General features: G+C 43.1%; 32 protein-coding genes. 15 read left to right on the top strand and 17 right to left on the bottom strand.

Annotated features, from left to right (window positions below; all coding sequences use genetic code 11):
* Window positions 1-100 precede the first annotated feature (100 nt).
* Both PHI47_RS09300 and PHI47_RS09305 read right to left on the bottom strand, forming a co-directional pair.
* A complete protein-coding gene (locus PHI47_RS09300; protein WP_299932931.1) occupies window positions 101-328 on the bottom strand; it encodes a DUF2798 domain-containing protein in 228 nt (75 codons plus the stop codon).
* A gap of 10 nt (window positions 329-338) precedes the next feature.
* Entirely contained in the window at window positions 339-692 is a 354-nt protein-coding gene (locus tag PHI47_RS09305) for a helix-turn-helix domain-containing protein (protein WP_299932928.1), read from the bottom strand.
* 99 nt (window positions 693-791) lie between these two features.
* Between PHI47_RS09305 and PHI47_RS09310 the strand changes: the two genes are divergently transcribed.
* Genes PHI47_RS09310 through PHI47_RS09320 form a run of 3 tightly spaced genes read left to right on the top strand, consistent with a single transcriptional unit; the run spans window position 792 to window position 3,154 of the window.
* Window positions 792-1,382 carry an NAD(P)H-dependent oxidoreductase gene (locus PHI47_RS09310; protein ID WP_299932925.1) on the top strand — a complete coding sequence of 197 codons (591 nt, stop codon included), beginning with the start codon at window positions 792-794 and terminating at the stop codon, window positions 1,380-1,382.
* Window positions 1,383-1,391: 9 nt separating this feature from the next.
* Window positions 1,392-1,997: an NAD(P)H-dependent oxidoreductase gene (locus PHI47_RS09315; RefSeq protein WP_299932922.1), complete on the top strand. Its 606-nt coding sequence runs from the start codon at window positions 1,392-1,394 to the stop codon at window positions 1,995-1,997.
* Window positions 1,998-2,008: 11 nt separating this feature from the next.
* Complete coding sequence (locus tag PHI47_RS09320) at window positions 2,009-3,154, top strand: iron-containing alcohol dehydrogenase (protein WP_299932919.1); 1,146 nt, start codon at window positions 2,009-2,011, stop codon at window positions 3,152-3,154.
* Window positions 3,155-3,181: 27 nt separating this feature from the next.
* Here PHI47_RS09320 and PHI47_RS09325 read toward each other — a convergent pair whose 3' ends face one another.
* From PHI47_RS09325 to PHI47_RS09335, 3 genes are read right to left on the bottom strand one after another with little or no spacing between them, the layout of a single operon-like run.
* Window positions 3,182-3,484 carry a helix-hairpin-helix domain-containing protein gene (locus tag PHI47_RS09325; RefSeq protein ID WP_299932916.1) on the bottom strand — a complete coding sequence of 101 codons (303 nt, stop codon included), beginning with the start codon at window positions 3,482-3,484 and terminating at the stop codon, window positions 3,182-3,184.
* 11 nt (window positions 3,485-3,495) lie between these two features.
* On the bottom strand, window positions 3,496-4,293 hold the full coding sequence (locus PHI47_RS09330) for an ATP-binding cassette domain-containing protein (RefSeq protein ID WP_299932913.1): 798 nt from the start codon (window positions 4,291-4,293) through the stop codon (window positions 3,496-3,498).
* Window positions 4,294-4,299: 6 nt separating this feature from the next.
* Window positions 4,300-4,869, bottom strand: a complete 570-nt coding sequence (locus PHI47_RS09335; RefSeq protein WP_299932910.1) for a DNA-3-methyladenine glycosylase I — start codon at window positions 4,867-4,869, stop codon at window positions 4,300-4,302.
* Between the two features lie 116 nt (window positions 4,870-4,985).
* Between PHI47_RS09335 and PHI47_RS09340 the strand changes: the two genes are divergently transcribed.
* Window positions 4,986-5,945, top strand: coding sequence for a 5'-nucleotidase (locus PHI47_RS09340; protein WP_299932907.1), 960 nt, complete (start codon window positions 4,986-4,988; stop codon window positions 5,943-5,945).
* Window positions 5,946-5,974: 29 nt separating this feature from the next.
* Window positions 5,975-6,403, top strand: coding sequence for a methylated-DNA--[protein]-cysteine S-methyltransferase (locus PHI47_RS09345; RefSeq protein ID WP_299932904.1), 429 nt, complete (start codon window positions 5,975-5,977; stop codon window positions 6,401-6,403).
* A 2-nt stretch (window positions 6,404-6,405) separates the two neighbouring features.
* On the opposite strand, the gene PHI47_RS09350 is transcribed toward PHI47_RS09345, so the two are convergent.
* Both PHI47_RS09350 and PHI47_RS09355 read right to left on the bottom strand, forming a co-directional pair.
* Window positions 6,406-6,936 carry a carboxymuconolactone decarboxylase family protein gene (locus PHI47_RS09350; RefSeq protein ID WP_299932901.1) on the bottom strand — a complete coding sequence of 177 codons (531 nt, stop codon included), beginning with the start codon at window positions 6,934-6,936 and terminating at the stop codon, window positions 6,406-6,408.
* A gap of 35 nt (window positions 6,937-6,971) precedes the next feature.
* Window positions 6,972-7,778 (bottom strand): peptide deformylase, encoded by an 807-nt coding sequence (locus PHI47_RS09355; RefSeq protein WP_299932898.1) that lies wholly within the window; start codon window positions 7,776-7,778, stop codon window positions 6,972-6,974.
* A 120-nt stretch (window positions 7,779-7,898) separates the two neighbouring features.
* Here PHI47_RS09355 and PHI47_RS09360 point away from each other — a divergent pair, with 120 nt between their 5' ends.
* Window positions 7,899-8,585, top strand: coding sequence for a MerR family transcriptional regulator (locus PHI47_RS09360; RefSeq protein WP_299932895.1), 687 nt, complete (start codon window positions 7,899-7,901; stop codon window positions 8,583-8,585).
* 91 nt (window positions 8,586-8,676) lie between these two features.
* On the opposite strand, the gene PHI47_RS09365 is transcribed toward PHI47_RS09360, so the two are convergent.
* From PHI47_RS09365 to PHI47_RS09380, 4 genes are all read right to left on the bottom strand, one after another.
* Entirely contained in the window at window positions 8,677-10,347 is a 1,671-nt protein-coding gene (locus tag PHI47_RS09365; RefSeq protein ID WP_299932892.1) for a sensor domain-containing diguanylate cyclase, read from the bottom strand.
* A gap of 169 nt (window positions 10,348-10,516) precedes the next feature.
* On the bottom strand, window positions 10,517-11,134 hold the full coding sequence (locus PHI47_RS09370) for a hypothetical protein (protein WP_299932889.1): 618 nt from the start codon (window positions 11,132-11,134) through the stop codon (window positions 10,517-10,519).
* 17 nt (window positions 11,135-11,151) lie between these two features.
* A complete protein-coding gene (locus PHI47_RS09375; RefSeq protein WP_299932886.1) occupies window positions 11,152-11,541 on the bottom strand; it encodes a VOC family protein in 390 nt (129 codons plus the stop codon).
* A gap of 60 nt (window positions 11,542-11,601) precedes the next feature.
* On the bottom strand, window positions 11,602-12,360 hold the full coding sequence (locus PHI47_RS09380) for an arylamine N-acetyltransferase (protein WP_299932883.1): 759 nt from the start codon (window positions 12,358-12,360) through the stop codon (window positions 11,602-11,604).
* A gap of 137 nt (window positions 12,361-12,497) precedes the next feature.
* Between PHI47_RS09380 and PHI47_RS09385 the strand changes: the two genes are divergently transcribed.
* A complete protein-coding gene (locus tag PHI47_RS09385; protein ID WP_299932881.1) occupies window positions 12,498-12,944 on the top strand; it encodes a hypothetical protein in 447 nt (148 codons plus the stop codon).
* Between the two features lie 112 nt (window positions 12,945-13,056).
* On the opposite strand, the gene PHI47_RS09390 is transcribed toward PHI47_RS09385, so the two are convergent.
* From PHI47_RS09390 to PHI47_RS09400, 3 genes are read right to left on the bottom strand one after another with little or no spacing between them, the layout of a single operon-like run.
* Window positions 13,057-13,470 (bottom strand): hypothetical protein, encoded by a 414-nt coding sequence (locus PHI47_RS09390; RefSeq protein WP_299932878.1) that lies wholly within the window; start codon window positions 13,468-13,470, stop codon window positions 13,057-13,059.
* Complete coding sequence (locus PHI47_RS09395) at window positions 13,467-14,360, bottom strand: DMT family transporter (RefSeq protein WP_299932872.1); 894 nt, start codon at window positions 14,358-14,360, stop codon at window positions 13,467-13,469. The genes PHI47_RS09390 and PHI47_RS09395 overlap by 4 nt, the downstream gene beginning before the upstream one ends.
* A complete protein-coding gene (locus PHI47_RS09400) occupies window positions 14,353-14,928 on the bottom strand; it encodes a TetR/AcrR family transcriptional regulator (RefSeq protein ID WP_299932869.1) in 576 nt (191 codons plus the stop codon). The genes PHI47_RS09395 and PHI47_RS09400 overlap by 8 nt, the downstream gene beginning before the upstream one ends.
* Window positions 14,929-15,022: 94 nt before the next feature.
* Here PHI47_RS09400 and PHI47_RS09405 point away from each other — a divergent pair, with 94 nt between their 5' ends.
* Both PHI47_RS09405 and PHI47_RS09410 read left to right on the top strand, forming a co-directional pair.
* Window positions 15,023-15,553: a hypothetical protein gene (locus PHI47_RS09405; RefSeq protein ID WP_299932866.1), complete on the top strand. Its 531-nt coding sequence runs from the start codon at window positions 15,023-15,025 to the stop codon at window positions 15,551-15,553.
* Window positions 15,554-15,575: 22 nt separating this feature from the next.
* The gene (locus PHI47_RS09410; RefSeq protein WP_299932863.1) at window positions 15,576-16,094 is read left to right on the top strand and encodes a GNAT family N-acetyltransferase; all 519 of its coding nucleotides are present in this window, start codon (window positions 15,576-15,578) and stop codon (window positions 16,092-16,094) included.
* On the opposite strand, the gene PHI47_RS09415 is transcribed toward PHI47_RS09410, so the two are convergent.
* Window positions 16,095-16,652, bottom strand: a complete 558-nt coding sequence (locus PHI47_RS09415; RefSeq protein ID WP_299932860.1) for a hypothetical protein — start codon at window positions 16,650-16,652, stop codon at window positions 16,095-16,097. It abuts the gene before it with no gap.
* A gap of 123 nt (window positions 16,653-16,775) precedes the next feature.
* Here PHI47_RS09415 and PHI47_RS09420 point away from each other — a divergent pair, with 123 nt between their 5' ends.
* On the top strand, window positions 16,776-17,318 hold the full coding sequence (locus tag PHI47_RS09420) for a YbhB/YbcL family Raf kinase inhibitor-like protein (protein ID WP_299932856.1): 543 nt from the start codon (window positions 16,776-16,778) through the stop codon (window positions 17,316-17,318).
* A 78-nt stretch (window positions 17,319-17,396) separates the two neighbouring features.
* Here PHI47_RS09420 and PHI47_RS09425 read toward each other — a convergent pair whose 3' ends face one another.
* Window positions 17,397-19,592, bottom strand: coding sequence for a SulP family inorganic anion transporter (locus PHI47_RS09425; RefSeq protein ID WP_299932853.1), 2,196 nt, complete (start codon window positions 19,590-19,592; stop codon window positions 17,397-17,399).
* 79 nt (window positions 19,593-19,671) lie between these two features.
* Here PHI47_RS09425 and PHI47_RS09430 point away from each other — a divergent pair, with 79 nt between their 5' ends.
* A complete protein-coding gene (locus PHI47_RS09430) occupies window positions 19,672-20,553 on the top strand; it encodes a DMT family transporter (protein WP_299932850.1) in 882 nt (293 codons plus the stop codon).
* A 6-nt stretch (window positions 20,554-20,559) separates the two neighbouring features.
* On the opposite strand, the gene PHI47_RS09435 is transcribed toward PHI47_RS09430, so the two are convergent.
* Complete coding sequence (locus PHI47_RS09435; protein ID WP_299932847.1) at window positions 20,560-20,868, bottom strand: hypothetical protein; 309 nt, start codon at window positions 20,866-20,868, stop codon at window positions 20,560-20,562.
* A gap of 162 nt (window positions 20,869-21,030) precedes the next feature.
* Here PHI47_RS09435 and PHI47_RS09440 point away from each other — a divergent pair, with 162 nt between their 5' ends.
* Genes PHI47_RS09440 through PHI47_RS09455 form a run of 4 tightly spaced genes read left to right on the top strand, consistent with a single transcriptional unit; the run spans window position 21,031 to window position 25,214 of the window.
* Window positions 21,031-21,465: a MarR family transcriptional regulator gene (locus PHI47_RS09440; RefSeq protein WP_299932844.1), complete on the top strand. Its 435-nt coding sequence runs from the start codon at window positions 21,031-21,033 to the stop codon at window positions 21,463-21,465.
* A complete protein-coding gene (locus tag PHI47_RS09445) occupies window positions 21,465-22,895 on the top strand; it encodes an efflux transporter outer membrane subunit (RefSeq protein ID WP_299932841.1) in 1,431 nt (476 codons plus the stop codon). Before PHI47_RS09440 ends, PHI47_RS09445 begins: the two co-directional genes overlap by 1 nt.
* The gene (locus PHI47_RS09450) at window positions 22,882-25,023 is read left to right on the top strand and encodes an FUSC family protein (RefSeq protein WP_299932838.1); all 2,142 of its coding nucleotides are present in this window, start codon (window positions 22,882-22,884) and stop codon (window positions 25,021-25,023) included. The genes PHI47_RS09445 and PHI47_RS09450 overlap by 14 nt, the downstream gene beginning before the upstream one ends.
* Window positions 25,014-25,214 carry a DUF1656 domain-containing protein gene (locus tag PHI47_RS09455; RefSeq protein ID WP_299932835.1) on the top strand — a complete coding sequence of 67 codons (201 nt, stop codon included), beginning with the start codon at window positions 25,014-25,016 and terminating at the stop codon, window positions 25,212-25,214. Before PHI47_RS09450 ends, PHI47_RS09455 begins: the two co-directional genes overlap by 10 nt.
* Window position 25,215 lies beyond the last annotated feature (1 nt).

Below are 25,215 nucleotides of genomic sequence, written 5' to 3' on the forward strand. Positions count from 1 at the left end.
CCAACTCCTCATAAGATATGAAGGTCATTATTTCACAATAGGATTTAAACAATAATGAATAATATTTAGTAATTTTACTATGAAATGAAATAATACTCTTTTAAGGCTTCGCCGCAATCTTCATCGCCAATTTACGGGCAAATGGAAATACGAGTAGAATCGTCGGAAACGCGATAGCATAGGCAACTAGCCAAGCATGAATCCATATTCCGACAAACCCGTGAACAAATCCTAGATTGATGAATGTGATCGCCCCCGACATGATAAAACTCATAAAACCAGAGAGCAATGCCGCTTGTACTTGATGAAGATATTTAACTGAAACCATATTTTTCCCTTTATTTACTGCTGCACGCGATTGTAATATTGTTATCATGCGCATAAATAACACCCCACTCGATCATCATGTCGAGAATCGGACGTAGTGCTTCACCGTGCGGGGTAAGACTGTACTCAACTTTCGGCGGTATCTGTTCATAGATCACACGACTAACTAGTCCATTGTCTTCCATCTCACGAAGCTGCTGAGTGAGCATCTTTTGGGTTATACGTGGCATTAGACGGAGCATTTCGCCGTTACGAAGTACCTTTTGTTCAAGTAAGTGCCATAGGATCAGCCCCTTCCATTTCCCGCCGATAAGCTCGATAGTAAGTTCAAATGGGCAATTAAAACGTATTTCGTCTTTCTTCACTAGTTACCTTTTAGTATGTACAGTACTTTTTAGTACGTTCTTGACTTAAAATACTGTATTATATAAAATCTCACCTGATATAACTTTGAAGGGTTAGCTATGAAACGCGTATTGTTATTAAATCTGCATCAAAAATATGAAGGAATTGCCAATGGCAATTTAACAAAAGATCTTCTAAATGAGGCAAAAACTTTCTTTCTAGAAAACGGTTATGAAGTCAAGGAAACTAATATTGATAGTGGATATAATGTAACTGAAGAGGTGGAAAAATTCAAATGGGCTGATCTCTTTTTTGTACAATCCCCTGTCTATTGGATGGGATTACCGTGGCTGGGTAAAAAGTACATTGATGAGATTTTCTCAGCTGGGGTAAATACGGTCACCTATATCAATGACGGTCGAAGCCAAAGTGATCCATCCAAAACCTATGGAAGCGGCGGTTTAATGAGTGAAAAACGATACATGCTCAGTTTTACCTATAACTGCCCGAAAAGTGAATTTGATAATCCGCAAGGTTTTTTTAATGGATTGAGTTTGGATGAAGCTAATGTAGGGCTTCATAAAACTTTCCAATTTTGCGGCGTTAAACCGTATGCAAGTTTCTCCGTGCATGATGTCTATAAATCAGAATTTGATATAAACAGTGTCCTACACGGATTAAATCACCATTTAAACCAAACAATACAATAAGGATTTTCCATGAGAAACGATTTTGAAAATGCGATGCACTTCCGTCATGCGTGCAAACTGTTTGATAACACTAAAACAATGAGTAGTGAGGATCTAACCTTTATCCTCGAAGCGGGACGCCTCAGCCCCAGCTCGTTCGGGATGGAGCAATGGCAGTTTTTCGTTATCCGCGACAGCGCGATGCGTGAAGAAATTCAAGCTGCATCATGGAATCAGCCTCAAATCACGACAGCCTCTGAACTGATCGCGATTGCCTATAAAAAGAATGTCCGTAGTACCGATGCCTATATCCAAGACGAATTTGCAAAATTCCACTATCCTGATGGACTGCTCGGAATGTACGCAGGATTCGTCGATCCTCGCAGTGATGAAGTGTTGGAGTGCTGGTCGTCGCGCCAAGTGTATATCGCGGCGGCAAACATGATGACAGCCGCTGCATCGATCGGGATCGATTCGTGTCCGATGGAGGGATTTGATCGTGATGCGGTAGAGAAAATCATGGGGATTGATACGGAGGTTTATGGAGTTCCCTTACTCATTCCATTTGGATACCGTGTCAATGAACAGCCCCCTATACACAGATCTGAATTAAGTGAACTCGTAACGTATATTTAACAAGGAAACTAATGAACGCATTTACCTACTACAACCCTACCCGAATCGAATTCGGACGCGGAAAAGAAAACAACATCGGAGAAATGATCGCCGAGCAGGGGATCAAACGTCTCCTCCTCGTCTACGGAACGGGTTCGATCAAAAAAAACGGCTTATACGACAGAATTGTTCAGAGTCTCACAACAGCAGGAATCACATTTGAAGAACTTGATGGAGTCGTAAGCAATCCCCTGCTCTCCCGCGTTCATGATGGAATCGAAATAGTAAAATCACATAATCTACAAGCCGTTCTCGGAGTCGGCGGAGGCTCAGTCGTCGATTCGGCTAAAGCGATCGCTGCAGGAGCAGTATACGATGGAGACGTATGGGATTTTTTCATCCAAAAAGCATCTATCACGGCTGCTCTTCCTGTCTATGCAGTCATGACCCTTGCAGCAACTGCCAGTGAAATGAACGGCAACTCAGTCGTAATGAACGATACGACCAAACAAAAATACTCCATTGCGTCCGTATTCGTTAACCCTAAAATTTCGATTATCAATCCCGAACTGATGATGAGCGTTACACCGGAATATCTGGCTTATTCGGCAACCGATATTATTGCACATACCATTGAAGTCTATTTTACCGCCGACGATCATCCCCACTTTCAGTCCAGACTCGTCGAATCAATTGTCAAAACAGTTATTGAAACAACTGAAATCCTTCTCAAAGATCCGCAAAATTACAATGCGCGTTCCGAGTTTGCGTGGGCTTCTACACAAGCACTCAACGGTTTGACAAACTCAGGAACTGGCGGTGGAAGTTTTCCAAATCACATGATCGAACACGCCCTCTCTGCCCTCTTTAATATCGCTCACGGTGCAGGTTTAGCCATTGTAATACCGGCATGGATGAAATGGTACAAAGGGCAAAATCCGGCTCAGTTTGAACGCTTTGCCAAAGAGGTTTTCGGACTCGAAACAGCAGATGAAGGAATCAGTGCATTGGAAAATTGGTTTAACTCTATCGGTGCACCGGTTACCCTCTCAGCTGCAAATATTCCGCAAGAGCGTATTGGTGAAATTGCAGAAAATGCTCATGGGTTAGCACTATTGTGGGGTATGGGAGAAGAATATTCTTCCCAGACAATCGCCACTATCCTTCAAAATGCTTAAATTCACACAAGACGTGTAACGTATTATTTAACAGACAATAATCTTCTCTCCGTAGCGCTTTTTACGCTCGGTGGTATAAGCCCACCATACACGAGCCTCTCCTCCGTTCATAAAATCGGTGATCGACATCAGCACATCGAGCATGCACGGGTCTTGTTTCTCCCCAAACGCTTTGCAAAATCGAACATACAAATCATACGGGTCCTCTCCGCGAAGCTGATTTGGGTGAGTAATACCGATTCGGGTAAAATCAGCGGCAACCGTTTTACCGACATTGGGAAGATCAGTCAGTTTTTCGACTTTTTCACGAATGACTTTCGCAGGGTTCATGAGTATAACCTTTACGTTTTAGGATGTATCGAATAACGTCCATATCTTTTATCTACTTCTAGCGACGTGTTGAATATAGTTGATAGGTTGTCACTGTTTAACACCTCTTCTTTCTTTCCTGCTGCATAGATTACTCCCTCTTTTAACAATACCGCTTTAGTGATCTCTTCAAATACCTCTTCGATATGATGTGTCACCAAAATAACCGTCGTACCGCTATTAGCCAAAGAGCGCATCATCTCTATAAAATCAAGCTGCGATTTAATATCCAGTCCTACCGTCGGTTCGTCAAGCAAAATCGCTTTTACCGGATGAACAAGCGCACGAGCTACGATACATTTTCGAAGCTCTCCCGTCGACATCTCACTCAAATGTTTTTCTCTCAGGTGTTCGATTCCCAACCGCATCATGGCGCGTTCAGCCGCTTCGATCTGCTCACTAGTCACCTCTAAATGATCAAACAACCCTATCGTTCCGTTAAAACCGCTCAGTACCGTCTCAAACCCGCTGAGATAGCCGCTCTCAAATGCGAAACGGGTATGCAGATCGTTCGTAACAACCCCTAAATGCTTACGTAATTCAGTGATAACCCATCGTTCATTACCCAATATCTCTCTTCTAAACGGCTCATCGATATAAGACGGATACAGTTCGCAATTAATCAGTTTGATAAGGCTCGATTTCCCAGAACCGTTTGCCCCAAGGATAACACAGTGCTCCCCTTGATCGATTTGAAGCGAAATATTTTTTAGGACCGGAGATTGGGTGTACGTGAGTTGGACATTGTCGAATAATACTATCGAATTCATTTAAAATCATTTCCTTATTTGTTTGCACATACAGCTATTTTCATGATCGTCGATCATCCCACATGCTTGCATAAACGCGTACATGGTAGTCGTTCCGATAAATTTAAATCCCCGTGTTTTGAGCTCTTTTGTAATAGTATCGGAAATATCTGAGGTACACGCCGCTTCTTTGTAATCAGAAACATCATTAATAATTGCTCTTCCGCCCACTTTTCCCCAAAAATACGTATCCAAGGAACCGTACTCTTTTTGAATCTCTAAAAACCCTCGTGCATTCGTGATAATCGCTTCAATTTTGGGACGGCTTTTTACCACAAGTCCGCTGTTGAGTATGCAATCTATGTCTGCCTCCCCATAGTGTGCCACCTTATTCAGATCAAATTCCTCAAATGCTTCGCGATACCCTTCACGTTTTTTGAGGATCGTCAGCCAGCTCAAACCTGCCGATTGGGTCTCTAAACTAAAGAGTTCAAAAAGGGTTCGATCATCGTGTAAAGGCTTCCCCCACTCTTCATCATGATAAGCGACATAGACAGGATCACTCAGTTTGACCCATCCGCAGCGTGAAACCGGCATAATACCCTCCGCTTTTTATATCATAAATATAATAGCATAAGTCATTCAACAGAGAAATTTAATTGCTTCATGCCATATTTTGTTCTATAATGAGCCAATTTTTCCAAAGGAATACGATGGCACTCGATCTCTCCGATACGCTCGTCGTCGGTATCACCGCTACGGCGCTGTTTGACCTATCCGAATCCGACCGCGTCTTTAAAGAACAGTATCAAAACGATCCCGATAGTGCGATCGAAGTGTACCGTCAATATATGTCCGAACGGGAAAACGATATCCTCGACCAAGGAACCGGTTTTCCACTCGTCAAAGCACTTCTCGAACTAAACCGATATCAAAAAGAGGGAGAGACTCCTCTCGTCGAAGTGGTCATCATGTCGCGAAATAGTCCAGAAACGGGTCTGCGTGTCCTTAATACAATCCGTAAAATGGGACTGCCGATTTCACGTTCAGCCTTTACCGCCGGAGAGACGGTCGTCGATTATCTGGATGCTTTTGACGTCGATCTCTTCCTCACAACCGATATTCCCGATGCACAGCAGGTAATAGACAGCCGTATCTGTGCCGCCGCCGTCGTCAAAGCACCTCCGAAGGAGATAGGTTCAACTCCTGAAGGACAGGTTCGGATCGCCTTCGACGGTGATGCAGTACTTTTTGATGACAGCAGTGAGCTCCTCTACAAACAACACGGGCTAAAAGCGTTCCATGCCGCCGAAGATGCCGCTCAGGACACCCCTTTGGGTGAAGGGCCTTACGCGACTCTGCTAAAAAAACTCTCCCGACTCCAAGACCGTCTGCCGATTCGCGTCGAATACTCCCCTATTCGCATCGCCATCGTCACCGCACGCAGTTCACCGGCTGAAATGAGAGTCATTAAAACACTTCGAGAGTGGGGAGTTTATGTGGATGAAGCATTTTTTCTGGGAGGGGTTGAAAAGAGCCGCGTTCTAAAGGCCTTCAAACCCCACATCTTTTTCGACGATCAGGATGTCCATCTCGATACTGCCGCGCATGCCGTCCCTTCCGGAAAAGTCCCCTATCACAGCGATTCGCCACTCCACACATCTAACTCGTGATACGCTACATCAATACCCCGCTTGGCACTATGATCGCAGTAACCGACGGCGAAGCAATTATCTCGCTTGATTTTACCGATGAGGTATCTATGAACGATCATAGCGATCATCCGCTGTTGCTACAACTGGAAAAGGAACTGGGAGAATATTTCGTTGGCAAAAGAGCCTCTTTTAGCCTCCCCTTAAATCCGACAGGAACACCGTTTCAAAAGAGCGTTTGGAATACACTGATCACAATCGCTTACGGCCAAACGATCACCTACGCTGAGGAGGCAAAACGGTTCGGAAATCCCAAAGCAACCCGTGCCGTCGCTAATGCCAACGGTCGTAACCCCATAGCAATCCTCATCCCCTGCCATCGTGTCATTGCTACAGGCGGCGGACTGGGAGGATACAGCGGAGGGATAGAGAAAAAAGAGTTTTTATTACGGCTGGAGAGCGAAAAAAGCTCGCACTAGGACTATTGCCCCAGAGCGAAGACGTTGGACAGGGTATTAATATAGTTAAAATAGCCGGTGATCGCGACCGCTTCTACGATCTGAACATCCGTGTATCCTAACACTTTTAGAGCATCGATCTCTTCTTTGAGAATTTTATAGTTCTCTTTTTTAGACGCTTTGATACAGAAATTAAGCAGTGCTTTTTCGGCATCACTAGTCGAGATAGCATCTACACCCTCTAACACCTCTTCGATCCGCTGTTCCGAGAGTCCCAACATCTTTGCAATCGATTTATGGACATCGACACACATCTTACAGCCGTTCTCTTTTGAGATCAAAAGGGCAATAGACTCTTTAATATCATAAGAGAGTGTCGTCTCATCAAGTAAAAAGCGTTGAATCATCCCATCCGTTGCAAAATAGATCTTTTCATCCAATGCCAACAGTTTGAATATCTCCCCCAGTTTTCCCGTTTTTTCTAAAATCGGGCGGGCTTTCTCCTGGACAGCAGGGCTCATCTCTTCAAATTCGGGTAATGCTATATGTGCCATTGTTTTCCTTTTTATGCGATTTAAATACTTCAGAGTTACGGCGCAACCCAGAAAAATACACCGAGACCGACGAGCAGAAGCTGTGTTGCCATAATCGCGGTCGTGCCGATAATATTGCCTATCTGGCAGCTCGTACATTGTTTATAAAGTCGGGACTCATACAAAGCATAGAAAAAGTATGCGATCATCAATACCGGTACGGCGAGGAGAAGATAGGTATCGATCCGATAAATCAGCTCACGCACTCCGGCAGAAGTGAAAAATGGGATGATGAAGCTCAGAGCAATAAGGGCCATCACATATTTTGCTCCCCGTTTGAAATAATCGCGGACGAATACCATCGGACAGGAACTGCCGTTTGCTACAAGTCCGAATTCAAGATGATTATTAATTCGTTGTTTCATCTCCCGATCAACCCGATCAACAAAGGTACTTCCAAAACAATAATCAAGCTGATGTTGGAAAATACGTGCCGAATCACCGGAAAGATCCTGATGATGCGGTTCCCCTTTTTCATCTTCATAAATGACGGTTACATTTTCAAAGCGCTCAACGTCTACACTAAAACCCTCATAATAGGTACTTCGCTCCGTTTGTATCACGTTTCCGATACATTTGATCACACGTGCGTTAACATACGGAAGATATGTATCAGCATTTTTAATAACAATAACGTTGTACTGGATACCGATCATAATCGCACTCAGCGCATCCAAATCGTTTTCCTTCATCGTATCGACCATATCGGTGATCCATTGAAGCAATTCATCATTAAAAAAGCGGACGTTAGCCGAGATAAGACGAATTCTTGAATCCGGATATTTGAGCAGCGGTTGAACCATTAGAAAAACCTCGATAGTTACAGATAAATATTAAAGCAAATAAACAAAAAGCGTTGAGTAACACTTGACGTTTTGAATTATAGGGTATAATTCTTATATACGTATTAATCAAGGGAAATCATGGATTATAAAATATCAGAACTCGTAGAACTCACCCATGTTCCGAAATCGACTATTTTATACTACATCAAAGAAGGGTTGCTTCCAGAAGCCCAAAAGCTCAAATCCAATGTCCACCGCTATAGTGAAGAGCACGTTGAACTCATTAAATACATCAAATACATGCAGCAAGAGATGGGAAGTTCCATCGAACAGATCAAAGGAATTTTGCAGCATAAAAATCAATCGATGGCGAGTTCTTTTTCGATGCTTGCACCTCTCATGGAGACGCTAAGCGGTATTCCGGCCACGGCAAAACATTACACTAAACAAGAGTTTATCGATTATTTCGATGTTGAGGCTGTCTTATTGGAACAACTTCTGGAAGACAATATCCTGGTTCCGACCAATACAGATGACTTTACCGATAAAGAGGCATCGATCATACGTCTCATTGAAGACTACATCGAAATAGGCCTTGATTACACGCTGCTCAAAACATATGTCAACCAAGCAAAAGCAATGGCTGATTTAGAGTGCCAATTACAAAAACAGCTGTGCAAAAGACGCACCGATGAGAATTTTTCGACCCTTTGGAAAATTATGTTTGAAACTCTTTTTAATGCCAAATCGTATCTTTTCAGCCGCTATACCCACAAAGAGCTAATGGAAGTTCTGCAAGAAGAAATCAGAGAAAAAAAGGACTGATACTCCTCAAAATATTGCTTGAAAAGAAGTAAACAGATAATCATCATGTGAGGCTGACATATGTCAAGCGACACATAATCCTACGTATAGATTAATTGTGAAAAACATATTGATTTTTACCGCTTTCTTTTGCCACATACATAGCCTGATCCGCATGTCGAAGCAATGTATCGGAAGCGGCATTATCATGCGGATACAACGTTACACCGATACTTGCGGATACATTGACAGCTTCTTTATTTGGGACAATAAATGGTTCAATAATGCTATCCAAAATTTTGGTGATGGTCGTCTCGCATTCTTCTACTGTATTTAGATTTAAAAGCAATATAGCGAACTCATCTCCCCCCATTCTGGCAACCGTGTCACTTTCTCTGACACACTTTTGCATCCGACTCGCCATTTCTACCAACAATGTATCGCCGACACTGTGCCCGAAATCGTCGTTAACAGGTTTAAATTCATCCAAATCCAGAAAACAGACTGCCATCATGCTGTTAAGACGTTTTGAAATCATCATGGCTTGATTGATTCTCTCAGCAAATAACAAGCGATTCGGCAATCCTGTCAAAGAGTCGTAAAATGCCATCCTCTCCAACGTCGATTCATAATCTTTTCCTGTCGTTATATCCGTCAACAATCCAACATAACTTGACGTTTTCCCTTCTGAATCGCTAATGGCAGAAATGGTCAGTCTCTCTACAAAAATTTCTCCGCTTTTTCTCCGATTCCAAATTTCACCAATCCAATACTTATTGCGGATGAGTTCATTCCACATATTTTTGTAAAATGCATTATCGTGTTTATCGGATTTTAGAAATCCCGCATTTTGCCCTACAACCTCATCGTTTGAATATCCTGTGATAAGACTATACGCCTCATTAGCTTCGACAATGGTTCCTTTTGTATCGGTAATAACAATCCCCTCTTTTGCACTCGTAAAGACGCTTGCAAGAAGTTTTAATTTCTCTTCGGTTTTTTTCCGATCGGTGATATTTTTGACAATATGTAAGCCGTATTGACCATCATTGTATGGATAGGTGGTGACTTCTACATCAAATACAAAGCCGTCGTGTCGCTTATGTTTAGTTTCAAAATGGATTACTTTTTTAAGACGAATCGTCTTTCTAATGTTTTTTAACTCATTTATAGTAATAACCGGATCAATATCAAAAGGTGTTTTACCGATCATTTCCTCTTTAGTATATCCCAGTGAATCGCAAGCGGCTTGATTAACATAGATGATTTCACTTTTTTCATTGAACAAATAAACAGCATCGGTGATCATATTTAACGCTAAATCCGCTAGCTGAAGCTGATTTTCAATATTCCGCCGTTCCGATATATCAAGATTAAAGCAGGTTAGAGCGATCACTTTTTTATGGGCATCATCGTAGATCGGTGAATAAAAAGTTTGCCAAAATTTTCGAGACAATACTTCATCACCGTATTCCGTCTCATCGACAAATGATTCACCTCTAAGTGCTCTGTCAAAAAGAGCTTTAGCCTTTCGGATATCATCTTCACGAACTATAATCTCCAGCATATTTAAACCCAGTTCAATCTCTTTGCCCCAAATGGTCTGCATGACCTCTTTGTGCCCATGGTTGAATGCTATATACTTATATTCTCTGTCTAAAGCAAAGATCATAATGTTTGGTGAACTTTCTAAAATAGTTTGGAGCAAATTAATATTGGTCGTATTACTGACAGAGTGGATTTCGTGAAGATCATTTTGAAGAATATGTTTATCTTTAGCCATTCTCCTAATCCTTGAATACTTTCGTATTACTTTAGAGATAACACGTAATAATATAAAATAAAAATATTGATGTAAAAATATTTTATCAAAAAAAATAAATTCTATGTATAAATATGTCTATTGTATGTTTTTTTTGTAACTTCAAGTTACAATTTAAGTATAAATCTTTTTATTTCATCGCCATCATCAAAAATCCGGTAAATCCGGCATTATCTTCGCCGATTAATGGACTCACGTGCGACTTCATCTCTTCGAGTATCTTTGTATACTTCGAGTAAAACTCGTACGTCGGACGGGGTTTGTATACCAATCCCTGAAGATCAAAAAATTTGATAATATCTTTCGTCGTAGTCGGTTTGATAAAAAATTCTTTGTCCCTTGCATAATAATAGGAAATCAGCGTCACGATCGACCATTTCGCAAGCTTATAGGTCGACAAGACATCAACCAAGATTTCAAAACCTTTCTCTGGATTAGCGTGTAAAAGCTCAAACAGTCCGATGGCAAGCATATCCTGCTGCTCCATACTCATCTGCTTAACCATATCTCTGACTTTGGGTTTTTCGAAGAGCGATACCAGTGAGGATTTGGAGACGACTTTTGCAAAATTCTCACAGATTTCTTCGGTGCGGGCGAAACGATCAGGTGCAAACATTTCCCGTACACTTTGACCTATTTTTGCCGTATTGTGCCGTTTGATGATCAGTTGGAGTGCTTCGTCTTCGAATCCTTTGGGATAAAATGCGAAGAAATTTTCCTCAGCTTCTTTTAGTTTTTTTAGATTCATTGATGATCCTTGCGTATTTAACACTCCATCTTATACTCTATCATGGATATAACCGCTCCTTGCGGATCTTGGATGATAGCGAAATCACCGACTTTCGGTATCGGCGTAATCTCGACAATAACATTTGCCCCTAATTCTTTTGCCTTCTCTAACGTGGCTTTTATGTCTGTGACGGTTATGTAATTGCCCCAATGCGGCGGTACTTTTTCATCATCACAATGTTTTAGATCCATAATACCTGCCATCTCTTGACCGTTTAATGTTACTAACTGATAGTCAAAATCGACGTTATCGGCTTTTTTAAACTCCCAACCAAAGACGTCGCCGTAAAACTTTTTTGCCCCTTCAACATCACCTGTTAACAGTTCAAACCAACTAAATGCACCGTGCGTTGTAAATGGATTCATTTTATAGTCCTCCTGGATATTTTCGATTATCGTAGCATCATTTTATAAACGTTTCAACTATTATGTCGTTTTGAAAAGATCCAGTCCAAAATACTCTTTGAGTGCACTCGTGTACTCCACTTCGAGTTTTTCGAGTTTCCCCTCTTCGATCAGTTTTAGCTCATTATCCACAAGGATCTTACGTCCGTTGGGTGTCTGCATAATCGCGAGTTTTTTCTGCGTGAAAATGGTATCAGGATGAGTGGCATTAAAGTAGTTCGCGAGGCTAAACTCGATCCACTCTTGCGGTTGTAATGCAAAGCCGTATTGACGTTGCCATTCATCTTGCACGAGAGAACTCACAACGTATTCACCATCGATCAGCTCCATACGGAAACGATCACCGTCCTGCACCGCTTCCCCCTCTTCTATCATCATCGGAGCGCGTAAAGCATATCCGCCAAATCCCGTATCGCAAAGATAATCTCTCCCCTCGACACGTACGATCACCACCATATGGGTTTTGGGTCGTCTCATCGGATAAAACATCGGTCGCGCCCCCGCGAAATACCACTCGAATCCGATTGCGGTGAGTGCCATGGCAAACACGCCGTTGATCTCGTAGCAGTACCCGCCACGTTGATGCACTAGCACCTTATCGACGATCTCTTCGGGAACCATCGAGGGGATTCGTCCCGCCTGCACTTCGGTATTTTCAAACGGAATGCTTCGCAGTTGCTTTTGTACTAACTGAGTGAGTGTTGCGACATCGGGATGCACTTCCCCATCAAAGCCGATACGGGAGAGGTAGTCTGTGAGATTAAAATTTTCGGCTGTCATCGGGGTTCCAATTATCTTATGATTTGGGAATTTTGCTCTTTTTTCGCTTTGCCTGCCGTTAAAGCGTTTGCGGAAATTCTTTTAAGAAAAACGATGTAAAATATTTGAAATATATCGATATAACTAAGAGAAATTTCATGAAATATACTGTTGCTATCGTGCTTGTTTTATTCATTATCTCTAGCCGTGCGTACCCGCATGATTTTGATGGACGAAATGGCTATATCTTCGATCAAAGTTACGTTACTCGTATATCAGAGTCCAACGCTTCAGCTTTGTTAAAAATCAAAAATGCTGGTGATGTATTCTTAAAGAAAAGCAAAACGACAATATTGCCAAACGGCGTTAAGAAGTCCTCAGATAAACTTATTTTTAAAGCTGCTGGAAAGCCTGACTTAAGCTTAAAAAGTTACGTTTACAAAGGCAAAGACGATGGCGATTCGCAAAGGTTTTCGTATGTCAGTGAATTGGGTAAGTATCATTTGGTAGTCGTAGAGTTTGATCACGATCGACCCTGCTTTATATTGGTGCATAAGAACACATTGAAGATTTACTTTGTGGATTACGATTCAAAAATTGACTAATCTATTATGAGTACTCTCTCGTTCCAACTTAGCAAAAATAGAAAAATAAGGGTCAGGTGATACCTATAACTAAATTTAAAAATAGAGATCAGGTTGTTGACCCGATCTTGACCTAGATTTCAGAATCTTTGTCATCTTTGATCGTAAAGTTCGCAAATGCACCTTCGACGCTCATCGTATTTTTATACTTTGTTGCCGTTAATCTCACCGCTTTTGTTTCCAAATTACAAACCGCGATACGAAAATTCGATCCCATAAAAGGTTCCACAATACAGACAATATTCCCCTCTACTTCGCGTGTTGCATGTATGATCCCTTGTAAATTATGAAAAAAATACTTAGGATAGCTCAAAGGAGTGATTTCGACGACATCAGAATATCTTTTCTTATCCAATGTACTCGCAATGGTGGCAGCATCCTCAAAATTATCAAACTGTACGCACCAATCATCAAAAACTTTATTAAAATGATTCAGATCTTCATCCAAAAACCCGCCTGCCGGAGATTGCAAAGCATAAATACTCACATAGCTCCTTTCGCTTTTCTCATATTAAACAGCATCACCGCCGCAAATGCCATCAAACACCCGATAAGAGTAGAAACCGCCAACGTCTCGCCGTACACAACCCAGCTCGACACGATAGCCCCCACAGGGACGATAAACATAAATACTCCCGTACGGTGCGCCCCCACCTTTCCCGCCGAGACGAAATAAAGCGCCGTGCTAAACGTCCCCGGAATCACCCCGATAAAGAGGATCGTCCACCAAAATACCGCGTCATACGCCACAAAATCGAACGGTCGGTGCGGCAGGGCAAAGAGCATATTGATAAACGTCGTGATACCGAAAACGACGAGTGTGTAAAACATCAAATCTGCACGTACCGCCGCTTTTTGGGAGACTACCGTCACTAATGCCCACACAACAGCACAACCGAGGAAATAGGCACTATCGACATTCAAGAACGCAAATCCCTCGAACGGGACACGAAGCAGTATCAGCGCTCCGAATATACCGATGGAGAGGGCACCGATTTGACGGGATGAGACTTTGGTTCCCAAAAACGATATCGAGAGGACATAGGTAATGATGGGAGCGAGCGACGTGACCATCGTCCCGCCATAACCCGCATCGCCGTGTGAGAGTCCCGCGAAAAAGAGATAGTTAAACAGCGAGGTCAACACCCCCGCAATCACCATATAGATTAACCCAGCTCTATCGGTAATGAGAGGTATTTTCATGTACCAAATCACGGGGATAATACTGATAAATGAGATCGCATAACGCCAAAAAGCGGCAACTTGGGCATTGGAGTGCTCCGCCGCGACTTTCCCCGCCGTCCACGCAAACCCCCAAAAGAGCATCGCGATAATCATTAAAATAATGTACTTGTTCGTATTCTTTGTATTATCCATGTTTGTAACTCTCAATGTAACTGATCAACATCTCCACCGAATCAAAATAATCCCGCGAATCTCCCGAAGCCTTTGCCGAGAGAATCGCCCCCTCCAGTAATGCTACCGAAAAAAGGGCGAGTTGACGTGTATCGCACTCACGCATCTCCCCTGCTCTCACCGCCTCATCATAAATCGATTTGAACACTTTGCGAAATTGGGCATAGATCACTTTGAGGGTACGATCAAAATCCTCATCGATATTGGACATCTCTTGGACGAGATTGGCGAGAGGACAACCCCGTTTAAAGTCTCGGATATTGCCGTCTCGAAGCATCACAAACAACTGCTTTAGATAATCTCCGTCACTCTCTTTGATTGCTTGATAACGGGTTGCAAATCGCTGTGCTATTTTCTCTTTTATCGCGGAGAGTGCCATCTCTTTTTTGTTGGGGAAAAAGTGGTACATAGAGCCTTTATGTACCCCCGCATTAGCGAGTATATCGGCTAATGCCGCACCTTGATAGCCGTGCGAATAAACCTCTTCATAGGTAGCGTCGATTAATCTCTGTCGTGTATTTTCTTTCATGACAAAATTATAGCATACCCTCTTGACTATTTGGTCAAATCGTATTACAATGACACTTGACCAAACAGTCAACACCATCCAAAAAGGATCTCACATGCCACTCATTCAAACCATAGCACCCGAAGAAGCAACCGGTGAGGTTGCCAAACTCTATAAAGTTATCGAAGCGATGGGAAGAACCGTCGGCAACAATGCACAGCTACTTAGCATCAGCCCCGAGTTGCTACGCCAGCAGATGGATTTTATAAAATTCTATATGAAGCACCCAACTCTCTCGATGCCCCTGCTCGCCGCAATCCGAATCATGGTTTCCAGTGGGGAAGAATGCCAATTTTGTATCGATTATAATACGGGGATGTTAATAAATCTAGCGGGATGGACATTCGATCAGGTGGCAGAAATGCGTAAAGATCCAAAGTCAGCAAACCTTCCCCAACGCGAAATAGCCATGCTCTTACTGGCGATCAAAGCAGTCCGCATTGCACACTCGGTTAACCCAGATGATTTGGATACCTTGCGAGAAATGGGATGGAGTGATAGCGATATTCTCGATGCAGTGAGTCATGCGACACGGATGTTGGCAACTGATATTATTTTTAATACGTTCAAAATTGAGCTTGCATAATCTACTATGCTACAATCTTATTATGATTTTCACCCATGCCACCCACAACGACATCCCTGCCCTAACCTCCCTCATAAACCGCTCCTATCGCGGTGATAGCTCCCGCGCGGGATGGACGACCGAGGCTGATCTGTTAAATGGGAAACGGATCGATGAGGCGGGGTTGATCCAACTGCTGAATAATCCTGATTCACTGATTCTTATTGCCCGATCTGACGAAACGATCCTTGCCACCATTCATGCCCATCGCGAAACCGATACCGTCCATTTCGGATTATTTGCGGTTGAGCCTTCACTTCAAGGTGGGGGAATCGGTAAAGAGCTGTTAGCCTACGCCGAATCCGAAGCCATGCAACAATGGGGAGTTAGTACAGCGATCATGGAGGTAATCACTCACCGCGCGGAATTGATCGAGTATTATGAGAGAAGAGGCTATATTCGTACAGGTGAGATGATCGCATTTCCTGAGTCTGATTTATGGGATCAAAAAATCGATTCTCTGGAATTGGCTGTTTTTCATAAAAAATTAGCTGTAATTTAGTTAAGCCTCATTCTCTTTTTTATCCGTTTCAATACACACAGTATTAATCATCAATTCCAAAAGATCAACCGTCTTTTCATTAGACGATTTAACCTCACTCTCTTTAATACTGTCAAAAATATCCGCTGTTGAAAGAGTTTGCGATTCTAATGGATTGGTATTCTGCTCAGCTTTTTGCTTCTCGTGTTCTGCCTTTTGCGCTTCCATCATCTCTTTAAGCAAAAGTTTTCGATAGTCGCTGACCATCTTGTTAATATCCATCGGATTTTCAGGATTTGCCTCTTTCTCTTTCAACAATTTTTGGCGATATTCTTCGACAAGTGTTTTGATTTTTTCTTCATTCAGATCACTTAAAAACTGAGCCGCCCCTTTTGTAGATATATCTTTTTTAAATTGTTCCAATGCCGCATCATTGCTATTGATCTCATCGCGTGTCTGATAGGGGACAACCGGATGAAGTTTGTTAATTACATCAATATAGTCTTGGGAAACGCTTGTATCTTTCAAGATGACAGAGGAAATGGTATTTACCGAATTTAATGCAGCGGTTATATTCATCACGAACTCCTGATATAAAGTACAAACTTTGACAAGCAAAAATCGTTCTCTAATGTGATAAATTAAACTAACCATACATTTCATAATGCTACAATATAGTCATAATACTCAAAGGAGTCACGTATGCATCTTATATCTTTGATAACAAGTATCTTTTTGGCGACTACAACCTCGCTTTTAGCGGGAGAGTTTACCCTTCATAGCAACGATCTCTCCGGTCAACTCACCAAAACTCAAGAGTTTTCAGGATTCGGGTGTGAGGGGAAGAATATCTCTCCGGAACTGCATTGGAGCGATGCCCCTAAAGGGACAAAAAGTTTCGCGGTAACGGTCTATGACCCCGATGCTCCTACGGGAAGCGGCTGGTGGCATTGGGTTGTTTTTAACCTCCCCTCAACGGTTACGTCGTTACCGGCTGATTTTGGAAATATCACCAAACATACCGCTATCAAATCGATTCAAGGTGTTACCGATTTCGGATCAGCCGGATTTGGCGGAGCGTGTCCACCCAAAGGGGACAAACCTCATCGTTATATGTTCACCGTCCATGCACTCAATGTCGATCACCTCGATTTGGATTCTAAAGCTTCACCGGCATTGGCTGGGTATATGATTAATGCCCATTCCATAGGTAAAGCGACAATGATATCGTACTACGGGAGATAAGCGATACTAAGGGAAGTCGATTACACCTCTAGCGCTCGTGAGCATTTCGGGTTAATCTGCTTTGATTGATAAGCGTTTTTAGACGTCGTACTCCGCACCCAATTCGGCACGTGTCATTCGAAGCCGCTCAGCTAATACACTGGCAAGGCTTTGCATAAAATGAAAGGCCGCTTTTTTATGATGTACGGAAAACATATCGAACGCTTCACGCGAAATGCAGTATAAATCGGTATCGGCACCTGCAATAGTATCAGTGTAATGCGGCGCCCCTTCCAAAAAGGAAAATTCTCCGAAAAAATTGTTCTTCCCGAGGGTACTAAGGTGAACATTTTTGCGATCGGGATAAGGGAGCATAAGGCGAACCAATCCGCGTCGGATCAAGTATATTTCACCATTTCCTTCCCCCTCTGAATAGATCACTTCCCCTTTTTTATACGACCTGCTCTCCACCAAACTCCGTATCTCATCGAGCGTTTCAGCTTTTCTCCCTTTGAAAAGATCAAAATCCTCCAACTCCAGTATTTTCTCTGAATCCGATCCGATAACACTCTCTTTGATTATTCTATTTTCTGCCCATTCGACCGCATCATCCAAATCATCAAAAACCATAATCGGACTCAAGTGTTTGAGAAGTCCGACATGATTGAAATAATTTTCCACATCTTCCCCCGTCGGTAACTTATGAGGTAATCGGCATAAAATGAGATATCCGCCTTTATCGTGAAGAATATCTTTAATCTGCAGGAGAATATGTGCAGCGGTCAAATCGACCGTCTGTACCCGCTTCATATCGATAATAATGTATTTTTTTGTCTGCAAATCTTCACGAAGCATCGTATAAAGTTGATTCGCCGTTCCGAAAAAGAGGCTGCCGTGCAGTTCATACACCGAAAATTCAGCCCCTTTTTGACGTAAGACAGCATCTTCAGCTTTACTACGGACAATTTTACTCCGCGCCTCCGTACCGTCTTGATGACGGTAGACAACCGATGATCCTATCTGCTGAACGATATACAAAACAATTGCCAGGAATAAACCGACTCCCGCAGCGGCGATCAGGCTGATCGAGAGAGCACTGATGGCAACAGAAACGATAATAAAAAAATCAAGTGCCGTTTGGCGTGATCTGAGAAGTTTGATGCTGTGTCGATCAATCATCCGAAAACCGATGACGATCAAAATCCCTGCCAAAGCAGCAACCGGAATCCATGCGATAAAACTCCCCAACAAGAGAAAAGCGATAACCGCCATGATCCCCTCAATAAAACCCGATAGACGTGTTGTCGCACCGCTGGAGATGTTTACCATTGTTGCGCCCATCATCCCAGATCCGGGCATTCCTCCGACCAAAGAAGAGAGGATGTTTCCACTCCCCTGAGCAATGAGCTCGCGGTTAGAATTATGGAAAGAATGGGTCATTGAATCCAAAATAATACAGGTTTTAAGGGTATCAATCGATAACAATGCCGCAAGGGTCAAAGCAGGAAAAAAGAGAATCTTCATCTCATCCAATGAAATATTTCCCAACACTTCAAACCGTTTTACCAACATTTGAACCATATCGATCCCACCGGATCCGCCCAGTTCTCCAATCACCAGAGGATTATTCGCTTGAAATAAAATAGGGTCCATCGTCCCCAATGCGCCATACGTCAGGATTCCCGCTATCAATGCCACGATAACTGCCGGAATAACGCGTAAAAACCTAGTCGCATAAAGCATAATAGCGATGGTTACCGATCCAACCACTATACTTTCCCATTGCCATGCGGCTGAAAGTTGCAGGGACCCCCAAAAATCTGCCCCTTGGGGAAACCCTAGAAATTTTGGCGTCTGAGAAGCGATAATATACAGCCCTACCCCGCTGAGATAGCCGCTTACAACGGGAAAAGGCATGTATTTGATCAACCGACCCAGCCCGACCACCCCAAAAAGCACTTGAAATACCCCTGAAAGAAGTGCGACGATCATAAGCATCACAAAGACCAAATCAGGTCCGTAATCGAGATTAATATATTCGAGAGCAAAAGCAGATAATACTGCCGCTGCCGGAGCACTTGGAGCAGAAATCAAACGGTGGGTACCGCCTGCCAAAGAAGCCGTAATTCCGATTAATGCAACCCCTAAAATACCTGCTATCGCACCATAAGCAGCGTAGTGTCCGCCAATCGTTCCGTAAATCGTCACACCAAAAGCAATTGCGGCGGGCATAGCCACCAACATAGCTGCTGTTCCGCCCCAAAAATCACCTGAAAAATTAGCTGTTTTAAACATTACAATAATTCCATAGTTTCTAAAATTATAAAAGAAATCTATTGTATCCAAAAACCGATATCATGGTACAATCCCGTCCATGAAATCACACCTGACTGACACCCGCAGAGGCATAGGGTATATGCTTATCGCTTCCTTTTTGTTTGCCCTCACCATGGTATTTGCCAAACTCCTCTCCGGCTCTATGGGCTCAGTCGAAGTGACCTTTTGGCGTAACGGTATCGGATTGATTGTGATCGCGGCACTGGTTATGCTTAAGCCTATTCGTAATGTAGGCGGAAAACCCTTAACTCTCATTTTTCGCGGAATTATCGGAACCATTGCACTTTTGACCTTCTTTTACACCATCAGTGCGACTACCCTTTCAAATGCGATTGTTTTTGCCAAAACAGAGCCTATTTTTACCGCTTTGCTTGCTTTTTTTCTACTGGGTGAGAAGCTATCATCACGAGCTGTTTTAGCCGTTTTGATCGGATTTGTAGGGGTTGCAATACTCAGCGGGTTGCAGTTTGGTTATCTTCACGTCATGGGAATATTGACCGGATTGCTCTCGGCGTTGGCTTATACCAGTGTCCGAAGTCTCAAAGCGTTTTATGATGAGCGAACCGTTGTCCTCTCATTTATGATTTCCGGTGTCCTCATTCCGATTATGCTAATGATTGCGGCTGAATACGTAACCTCGGAACTGTTTGCCTTTGCCCTCTCGCCCTTCACAATGCCGCAGCGGATGGATTGGGTATGGATTGCACTGATAGGGATTACTGCCGCATATGGACAGGTTTATATGACCCGTGCCTATTTTTACGCCAAAGCAGGAATAATCAGCACGGTGAGCTACTCTGTTATCCTGTTTGCAACGCTGTTTGGAATAATGTTAGGGGATATCCTCCCGACACCGATGGTGATTATGGGAGGAGTTTTAATCGTCATGAGCGGAGTGATTCTTTCACGTCAAAAATAAACTATTTTATAATTTATTTTCAAGCTTTTTAGCTATTGAATCTCCCAATCGATCTAAAGGAGTATCATTCATTTTTTCTTCGAAACTTTTTGTTGAATGCTTAACACTAATATTATTCTCCGATTTCGCCATCGAAGCCGGCTCATCCGGGACTGCTTCAACGGAAGTATTATTTTCTTTTGCCCTATTTTCTAAATACTCATCTAAAAAAAATGCTTTGAACAACAGTAATACAACCGCTAAAATAATTAAATAGACAAATCTCTGCATCCAATCCCTTCCTCTACCTTCCAAGTCGTTAATTATAGAAGACATATTACCCAATATTGTTAAATATACTAAAAAAAATAGTTTGAAACAGAATAATTCAACCTCTCTCTTAGAAAGAGAATATAATTACCTAGATAATAGTTATTATAATAACTATTTAAGCTCCGCTGCTCTACAATCCCGAAAATTATTCAAAAAGGATCATCTATGAGTTTTGAATCCGATAAATCGATAGGCTTTCTTATCGCCAAAGCGCGCAATGTACTCAAAAATGAATTCGATAAAGAGCTCAAACCGTACGCTCTGTCGTATGCTCATCGGGTTATTCTGATCCGATTGTCCGAAAAAGAGGGACTGACTCAAAAAGAGCTGGCACAAGACACCTATTTCGAACAATCCAATCTCACTCTCATGCTCGATAAACTGGAGTTAAAAGGGCTGGTCAAACGTTCCGCCAAAGAGAATGATCGAAGGGCTTACATCATCACGATTACCCCTGAGGGAAAAAAGCTTCGCGATTTGCTCGTTAAAATGGGTGAAGAGGTAATGGATAAAGCGTTACAGGGTTTATCCACCGAACAAAAAGATGAGCTCTCTCACATGCTCCAATTGATATACGAGAATCTCAAAAGTACAAAATAATGGACTACCGAAGCCTTCTGCTTACGTTTCTACCGGCTTTCCTTTTACTGGGATGCGTCCCCGCAATCCAAAAAGCGTCCCCGTTGCAAGATACGGTTATTACAAATGATCTGGAAAAAAGTCTCGATCTTTTCAATCATAACGATAGCCTCCTCGTACGTGAATGGTGGAAAAATTTCGGTGATAAGCAACTCGATTCTCTGATAGAGGAAGCGTTATCGTCTGCACCGAGTCTACAAAGCCTCGAAGCGCGATATACTCAGGCCAACACGGTTATCGAATCCGTCCAATCTCGTAATCTCCCCCATCTATCCGCTGATGCGAGCGTCATCCGGGAACGTTTCAGTGAAAATCATATTTTCCCCGCACCGCTGGGGGGAAGTACCAATAATCAATACCAGCCGCAATTATCTCTCGATTACGATTTTGACTTTTGGAATGCACGCAGTTCCCGTATCCTTGCTGCCCAAAACACGGCACTAGCACAGCGAGCCGCCATCGAAGCGACTAAAATCGCTCTTAGTAGTGCCATGTGTGAAACCTATCTCTCTTGGAACTATGATGAGCAAAAGTTGATTGTGTTAAACAGCATAGACCAAACGACCAAAGAAGAGATAAAGATACTGGAAAAACAACATAAACTGGGGCTGATTGATGGCATAGCTATCAATGATAAAAAAAGTGCCCTTTCGAGAATCAAACAGGATCGAGAAAAACTGCAGCGCTCCATCGAAGGGAAAAAAGAGGCATTGTGCGTGTTGGGCGGATTTCTCCCCTCACGTGCCGAAACCTTACAGGTTCCCCATATCCATGATGGATTTAATCTTCCCATTCCTAAAGAGGTTATGCTGAACTTCGTAGCTCACCGTCCTGACGTTGCCATCGCAAAATACACGGCTCTAAGCAAAAGCCACACCATAGAAGAGACCAAAGCACAGTTTTATCCAAACATAAGCCTCTCCGGGCTTATCGGATTTACCTCATTTAGCTGGGCGAAATTATTCGATCACTCGTCGTATACTCCATCAGCCGGGGTTGCATTCTCCCTCCCCCTGCTCGATTGGGGGATGCGAAAAGCAAATTTACAAAACAGCGTTAGTGATTACAATGCTTCAGTGTATGACTATAACGGGGTTGTTATCAAAGCGGCGAATGAGGTTGTTTTGCTCCTCAAACAATCCAAATACTTAGAGTTACAACGACAATTCCATGAAGAAGAAATGGCGGCTAAAAAAGCAAATTCGGAAATCGCGTATAAAAAGCGACTGCTTGGGTTGAGTAATAAGCTCCCCTATCTAGGCGCCAAAAAAATCATAGAGGAAGCACAAATCGAAACCCTCTCTCTCAATGAAGCCAAAACAGAACTTCAGATCAATCTGATCAAAGCGATGGGGGGCGGATACCGTGAGGATACCAATGCGAGCCGTTAACCTCTCTATGAACGTAGTGTTTGCCCTCCCGTGGCGACGAGCACTCAACGAATGGCTGAGTATCGATGCTCCGATTTTGATCTACATGGTCAAAGCGACGATTGCGGGATTGATCGCATTATGGATCTCGATGAAACTCAATCTTCCCGATCCTAGAACCGCGATTTTTACCGTTTTTATCGTGATGCAGCCGCAAAGCGGGTTGGTGTTTTCGAAAAGCTATTATCGTGTTGTCGGAACCATCGTCGGGGTGGGGATGTCCTTGTTAATGATGGGATTTTTTGCGCAGGACCCTATCTGGTTTATCGGTTTTTTTGCCCTCTGGATTGGTCTTTGTACGGCGGCAGGATTTAAATATCGCAATTTCCAATCGTATGGATTTGTCTTGGCGGGATATACCCTCTGTATTGTAGCTCTCCCCGTGATCGAGACTCCGTTGGAGGTATTTGACATCGCAGTCTCACGTTTTTCGGAAGTGGTGGTGGGGATCATGTGTGCTACGATTATCAGCGACATCATTTTTCCGCGCCATCTCTCCGAGTCGCTTCTCACGGCTGAGCGGGAACGTTTCGGTAATATCCTCTCCACCCTCGCTGAACCGGAAGCGGTGTTTTCGGCATTTGATGAAACCAACCCTTCGGTATCACGTTTTTCGAGCGGTGTCGTCGGGCTGAACGCTGTGCGAATCAACAGCGCGTATGAGAGCGGAAGCGATCAAAAAGAGCGTCAGCATTACAGCCATCTCAATCATGAGTACATGAATCTCTCTACGACATTTCATTCTCTCAAAAGTATTATTGCGGCGATCAAAGAGGAAGAACAACCGTTATTGCAGGCTTTGGAACATCTGTATGCGCCGATCGCGTCAGCCTTGCAAACACGTCCGAATACCGTTGTTGATCCTGAGGATTTGAATCGTGTCATCGGGGAACTTATAGAAGCTAAAACCTGCGTTCAGGAGCGTTATGAGGCAGAGCAAAAGCGATATGGCGATGATGATACTTATACATCGGCAGCTTATCTGATTATCCGTCTTTTAAACGAACTTAACAACCACTGTGTAACGTATCTTTCACTACTGAAACATCGTCAATCCGGTGCCGCAAGCAAAGAGTTGAGCCGATTTGTCCGCTTCTCCACCCATACGGATAATGTTTTGGTTGCTTTGGCGGCATTGCGCGGGAGCGGGGTATTGCTTTTGAGCATGATGTTTTGGATATGGACGGCATGGCCTTATGCCACCCTGACGATCACTATGGCGGTGGTTATCGGATTATTGCTCGGGACACTTCCCAGTCCCATCGATGGGGTCAAAGATTTTTTTAAAGGCTCTGTATTAGCCCTCGGCTTCGCCGGAGTGTATGACTTTTTTATCATTCCGGCGTATACGTCGGATATTCTCACTTTGGGGATTCTAATTGCTCCGGTCTTAGCCTTTGTCGGATGGATGACAACACGGCCGAAACTTGCGATTTTTTCATTCGGGTTTGTCTTTATGTTTATGAGCCAATGCGCACTTGATCCTATGTATAAAATTGACCCTACCAAATATTTAGAGAGCTCTTTGGCAGCATTGATCGGTGTAATCTTTGGCGGGATGGCCTATTTGCTCGTCAATTTTTGGTCTTGCTCTCTCACTCAAAAGCGGGTAGCAAAAATACTTCGTCGTCAGATTGTGCGGGTGTGTGAGGGGGAATTAACGATAGAGAGAAGCGCACTGGAAAGCACCGGACGCGATTTGGTTCAACAGTTTTCGACACAAGGGAGGCTAAACATGCGTTCCAGCCGTTTGGTTTTCGAATGGCTTCTTGCGACACTAGAGATCGGGCGTTCTATTTTAACTATTCGGCGAAGTCTCAAGCGGATATCGCCGCAGTTTCATTCTCACTCTCTGGCTATGGCATTAGAGTCAATAAAAGACTTTTTTGAAGAACCTTCTGATTCAGGTCGGGCAGGATTACTAGAGGAATTAAATGAAACGATCAACTCTCTTCGAAGCGGCTCTTATCCAACTGAGAGAGGACAACTAAAACGTTATGAAATACTTATCGTTGAATTCGCACTTATACGCACGATAGTATTAAATTCGACTACATTCCCTCTTATCAAGGAGGACACATGCCATTAGATATTACCTTGTTCGGTATCCAGATGCCGACACTGCTCCCTATTTTCGCATTTAGTGCCGTAGTGCAGATTTTGGTTGATCGAGTTATGTCTGATACCGGCTTTTATACGTATGTTTGGCATCCAGGGCTGTTTCGCACAGCCGTATTTGTCTGCATTTTTACCATCCCGTGCTTACTCATTTATCGTTAAA

The organism is Sulfuricurvum sp. (genome assembly GCF_028713855.1).
Lineage (GTDB): Bacteria > Campylobacterota > Campylobacteria > Campylobacterales > Sulfurimonadaceae > Sulfuricurvum.